At 58.5% G+C, this 5268-nt stretch carries 5 protein-coding genes; all 5 read left to right on the forward strand.

Annotated features, from left to right (window positions below; translation table 11 throughout):
• Nucleotides 1–620, forward strand: a 620-nt coding sequence (locus HHJ19_RS15650) for a cyanophycin synthetase (RefSeq protein ID WP_296908798.1), incomplete at its 5' end; no start/stop codon positions are given.
• Nucleotides 610–1788 (forward strand): phospho-N-acetylmuramoyl-pentapeptide-transferase, encoded by a 1179-nt coding sequence (mraY, locus tag HHJ19_RS15655; RefSeq protein ID WP_296908799.1) that lies wholly within the window; start codon nt 610–612, stop codon nt 1786–1788. The genes HHJ19_RS15650 and mraY, both read left to right, overlap by 11 nt.
• Nucleotides 1785–3299 carry a UDP-N-acetylmuramoyl-L-alanine--D-glutamate ligase gene (gene murD, locus HHJ19_RS15660; RefSeq protein ID WP_296908800.1) on the forward strand — a complete coding sequence of 505 codons (1515 nt, stop codon included), beginning with the start codon at nt 1785–1787 and terminating at the stop codon, nt 3297–3299. The genes mraY and murD overlap by 4 nt, the downstream gene beginning before the upstream one ends.
• Before the next feature lie 17 nt (nt 3300–3316).
• Nucleotides 3317–4549: a putative lipid II flippase FtsW gene (gene ftsW / locus HHJ19_RS15665; RefSeq protein ID WP_296908801.1), complete on the forward strand. Its 1233-nt coding sequence runs from the start codon at nt 3317–3319 to the stop codon at nt 4547–4549.
• Nucleotides 4550–4572: 23 nt separating this feature from the next.
• A partial coding sequence (locus HHJ19_RS15670; protein ID WP_296908802.1) for a UDP-N-acetylglucosamine--N-acetylmuramyl-(pentapeptide) pyrophosphoryl-undecaprenol N-acetylglucosamine transferase occupies nt 4573–5268 on the forward strand: 696 nt, incomplete at its 3' end.

Genomic DNA, 5268 nt, shown 5'->3' on the forward strand with positions numbered 1-5268 from the left:
TCGGGCATGTGGGCGCCAAACCGCCGTCCGGTTCGCTCGAATTCTTTTTGCACATCGCCGGCCGGCACAACGTCAAGAACGCTTTGGCCGCAACAGCCTGCGCGCTGGCAGCAGGCGTCCCGCTGACCTTCATAGCGACAGGCTTGTCAGCCTTTGTTCCCGTCAAGGGACGATCTCGCGCCGAGCAGGTGCGATTCAAGGACCACGTTCTGACCCTGATCGATGACACGTACAACGCCAATCCCGACTCCATGCATGCGGCCATCGAAGTGCTTGCCGAACTGCCCGGGCCGCGCTTGCTGGTCATGGGCGACATGGGGGAGGTGGGTGATCAGGGGCCTCAATTTCACGATGAAGCCGGCCGGCATGCCCGCGCCAGAGGCATCGAAAAACTTTTCACATTGGGCGACCAGTCCCGCAAAGCAGCCACTGCCTTTGGCGAAGCCCATCATTTCGTTGACATGTCGGAACTCGCTACCGCCGTGGTCGCTGAACTCCATCATGCGGGAAGCATGCTGGTGAAAGGTTCGCGCTTCATGAGGATGGAAAGAGTCGTCGATGCCGTCATGGCCGCAGCCGATCAAACGCCACAACATAGGGAGGAGCCTCATGCTTCTTAGCCTGGCACAGTGGCTCCAGACCGTCTCCCCCGAGTGGAGTTTTCTCAGGGTGTTTCAGTACCTGACGCTGCGGGCCGTCCTGGCGGCTCTCACGGCGTTGCTGATCGGTCTGATCGCAGGTCCATTCGTAATTCGCCGGCTGGTATCGCTCAAAATCGGTCAGCCCATCCGCGAATATGCCATGCAGACGCACCTGAGCAAAAGCGGGACCCCCACCATGGGCGGAGTGCTAATCCTGATGGCCATCGGCATCTCGACACTGATGTGGTCCGACTTGTCCAATCGCTTTGTCTGGATCGTGCTGATAGTCACCCTGGGCTTTGGTGCTGTCGGCTGGGCCGATGACTGGCGAAAAGTGGTGTTGAAAGACCCTGAGGGCATGCGATCCCGGGAAAAATATCTATGGCAATCCCTGATTGGGCTGCTTGCAGCGCTGTATCTGGTGTTCAGCATTTCCGAAAGCTCCAATCTGCGGGTGCTGGAGCTTTTTGTCAGCTGGGTGCAATCGGGTTTTGATGTGAACCTGCCACCAAAGGCCGGTCTGTTGGTTCCCTTTGTGAAAGAAGTGACCTATCCGCTAGGCATCTTGGGTTTTGTCATCCTGACCTATCTGGTGATAGTGGGCTCCAGCAATGCCGTCAACCTGACGGACGGCCTGGATGGGTTGGCCATCATGCCGGTAGTGATGGTGGGCTCTTCATTGGGTGTTTTCGCTTATGTGACCGGTAGCTCGGTGTATTCGAAATACCTGCTCTTTCCGCACATCCCGGGCTCGGGTGAGTTGCTGATATTTTGTTCTGCAATGGCAGGAGCCGGTCTGGCTTTTCTCTGGTTCAACACGCATCCCGCCCAGGTATTCATGGGTGATGTCGGTGCGCTGGCATTGGGCGCTGCGCTGGGCACGATTGCAGTGATCGTGCGTCAGGAAATTGTTCTCGCCATCATGGGTGGTATTTTTGTGGTGGAGGCGTTGTCCGTGATGCTGCAGGTGACCTGGTTCAAATACACGAAAAGACGATACGGCCAGGGTCGTCGGCTCCTGAAAATGGCACCGCTGCATCACCATTTCGAAAAAAGTGGCTGGAAGGAAACCCAAGTGGTCGTGCGTTTCTGGATCATCACCATGCTGCTGTGTCTGGTCGGTCTTTCAACGCTCAAGCTGAGATGAAAAACCTGGCGCACAAAGACATCCTGATATTGGGACTGGGCGCTTCGGGTATACGGCGGGCGCGTTGGTGCGTTCGCTGCGGCGCGCGTGTCACGGTGGCGGACACGCGGCCCGCACCGCCGCGACTGCAGGCACTCCGTGCGAGTCTGCCAACCGCAAGCTTTGTTCATGCCGAGATGAATGAGGAGCTGCTTTTACTTGGCGCCTTTGACATGGTGCTCAAAAGCCCGGGTTTGTCGCCGGACGTGCTCGCCACCGTGATGGCGGCAGCTAAAGTCGAGGGCATTTTTTGTGGTAATGAGCTCAGCCTGTTCGCTCAGGCGTTGGCTGATTTGAAAGAAGACCGGGCTTATGCGCCGCAGGTCATTGGCATTACAGGCACTAACGGCAAGACCACAGTGACTTCACTGACGGGTCAACTGGTGCAGCGCGCCGGAAAATCAGTAGCGGTGGCCGGCAATATCGGTCCCACTCTGCTGGACACCCTTACCGAAAAGCTCGATGAAAAATCCGGCGATGTCGGTTTGTTCGCACTGCCTGAAGTCTGGGTGCTGGAGCTGTCGAGTTTTCAGCTCGATGAAAGCACGAATTTTGAACCCACCGTGGCGACGACCCTCAACATCAGCCAGGATCACCTGGATTGGCACGGAACGCTGTCTGCCTACATGGCGGCAAAGGCAAATGTTTACGGCAGCGCTGGCCTGATGCTGCTCAATCGTGATGATCCCCTTGTTATGGCGGCATTGCCGGCTCCGGTTAAAGGCAAGCAACTGCGCTTGTATCTTACTTTCGGCGGCGACGAGCCCAAGCGGCCTGGTGACTACGGTATTGGAACCGTCAATGGCATGGCATGGCTGGTGCGCGCGGCAGAAGCGGATGAAACCATTAAACGCCGAAAAGTTGAAGAGGTGGTGCTGCACATCCAGCGCCTGATGCCGCTCGAAGCGCTGCGTATTCACGGTCGGCACAATGCCACCAATGCGCTGGCTGCGCTGGGTTTGGCGGTCGCGGCAGGATGTCCGCTTGCACCCATGCTGCACGGTTTGCGAGAGTACCGCGGCGAGCCGCATCGGGTGGAGTCGGTGGCAGTCCTTCGCGAAGTGGAATATTTTGATGATAGCAAGGGCACCAACGTGGGTGCCACAGTCGCTGCACTGGCAGGTCTGGGTGCCGAGCGAAAACTGGTGCTAATTTTGGGCGGTGAAGGCAAGGGGCAGGATTTCTCGCCGCTGGCCGAACCGGTGTCGCGTTACGCCAGGGCCGTCGTTCTAATAGGGCGCGACGCAAAGCTCATCAGGGCCGCGTTGCAGCACAGTCATGTTTGCCTTCTGGATGCTACGACCATGGAAGCTGCGGTCATCACTGCGGCCGCACAGGCCAAGCATGGTGACGCCGTGCTGATGTCTCCGGCGTGTGCAAGCTTTGACATGTTCGACAATTACGAACACCGTGCGCTAGCTTTCTGTAACGCCGTGCAGGTCCTGGCTCAGGATCAAGGGGCCGTGTTGTGACCGCCACCACGCGCTTCATGGGCTGGTTCTCGGGCGTCGGCAAAGCCGCGTCAGAAGTTCTGCCTGTGCGCTTGGGCGGTCAGCGGTTTCCCGGCAAGCTGGCAACCCCTGTTCGGATGGCGGGTCTTGACTGGGCCCTGCTCTGGGTCACGCTCGCCCTGCTCATGTGGGGGCTTGTCATGGTGTATTCGGCGTCGGTAGCGATGCCGGACAACCCCAAATTTGCACGCTACGCGCACACCCATTTCCTGACCCGCCATGTATTAGCGCTGGCGGTAGCTTTTCTGGCCGCGACGCTCGCATTTCAGGTTCCCATGGCAACCTGGGAAAAAGTCGCACCGTGGATGTTTGTCGTGTCGCTGCTGTTGTTGATACTGGTGCTGGTGCCCTTTATCGGCAAGGGTGTCAATGGCGCGCGTCGCTGGATTTCTTTGGGCGTGATGAACTTTCAGCCGTCAGAGCTGGCTAAATTCGCGGTGCTGCTGTACGCCGCTGACTACATGGTCAGGAAAATGGAAGTGAAAGAGCGCTTTTTTCGCGCCGTACTGCCGATGGCCGTCGCCATAGCGGTGGTCGGTGTGCTGCTGCTTGCAGAGCCGGACATGGGAGCGTTCATGGTGATCTCGGTCATCGCGATGGGAATTCTCTTCCTGGGCGGTGTCAACGCGCGCATGTTCTTCGTGATTGCGACCGTGGTGGTGGTCGCCTTTGGCCTGATGGTGATGCTCAGCGAATGGCGGCGCGAGCGGATTTTTGCTTATCTGGATCCGTGGAGTGATAAATATTCCATGGGCAAGGGCTACCAGCTATCGCACTCACTGATTGCCTTTGGACGGGGTGAGATTTTTGGTGTTGGCCTGGGTGGCAGCATTGAAAAGTTGCACTGGCTGCCCGAGGCGCACACCGACTTTCTGATGGCGGTGATAGGCGAGGAGTTTGGCCTGATTGGCGTTCTGGTCGTGATTGGCCTGTTCATGTGGATGACCCGCCGCATCATGCATATCGGCCGGCAGGCGATTGCGCTGGACCGTTTGTTTGCGGGTTTGGTGGCACAAGGGGTTGGCGTCTGGGTTGGTTTCCAGACCTTCATCAACATCGGCGTAAACCTGGGTGCCTTGCCCACCAAGGGTTTGACATTACCGCTGATGAGTTATGGTGGCTCGGCCATTTTGATGAACCTGATCGCATTGGCCGTGGTCTTGCGGATAGATTATGAGAATCGGGTTCTGATGCGCGGAGGCCGTGTATGACCCAGCACGACGCACGCGGCGCCATGGCCGCAGTACATACAGTGACAAGCACGGGCGGTCGCATAGCACTTGTGATGGCTGGTGGCACGGGAGGACACATTTTTCCCGGCTTGGCCGTGGCTGAAGCCTTGCGTGAACGCGGCTGGCGCGTTCACTGGCTGGGAGGCCGGGGTAGCGCAGACCAACCCAGCATGGAGAGTCAGCTGGTGCCTTCGCGTGGTTTTGTCTTCGAGTCGATCGATTTTTCTGGCGTGCGGGGCAAAGGGCCTGTCACCCTGGCACTTTTACCCCTGCGCCTGCTCAAGGCTTTTTGGCAGAGCGTGCAGGTGATCCGCCGCGTCAAGCCTGATGTGGTGGTAGGGCTGGGCGGTTACATCAGCTTTCCAGCCGGCATGATGAGCGTTTTGCTGGGCAAAACACTGATCCTGCATGAGCAGAACTCCGTGGCCGGCATGGTGAACAAGCTGCTGGCCTTTGTCGCGGATCGGGTGTTTACGGCCTTTCCGGGGGTACTTGGCAAAAAAGCCGAGTGGGTGGGTAATCCGCTTCGTCCGGCTTTCATTTGCCAGCCTGAACCGGCGACCCGTTTCGCCGGACGTAGCGGGCCGCTCAAGCTGCTGGTGGTAGGCGGCAGCCTGGGCGCCAAGGCGCTGAACGAGCTGGTGCCCAAGGCCCTCGCGCTGATTCCGACAGCCCGGCGGCCCAGGGTGACGCAGCAA

The organism is Polaromonas sp., assembly GCF_012927415.1.
In the GTDB taxonomy this organism is placed as follows: Bacteria; Pseudomonadota; Gammaproteobacteria; order Burkholderiales; family Burkholderiaceae_C; genus Polaromonas.

What these genes read in the sequence shown, in the direction of transcription:
- murD (WP_296908800.1), top strand. Translation starts at nt 1,785, where the DNA reads ATGAAAAACCTGGCGCACAAAGACATCCTGATATTGGGACTGGGCGCT.
- ftsW (WP_296908801.1), top strand. Translation starts at nt 3,317, where the DNA reads ATGGGCTGGTTCTCGGGCGTCGGCAAAGCCGCGTCAGAAGTTCTGCCT.
- mraY (WP_296908799.1), top strand. Translation starts at nt 610, where the DNA reads ATGCTTCTTAGCCTGGCACAGTGGCTCCAGACCGTCTCCCCCGAGTGG.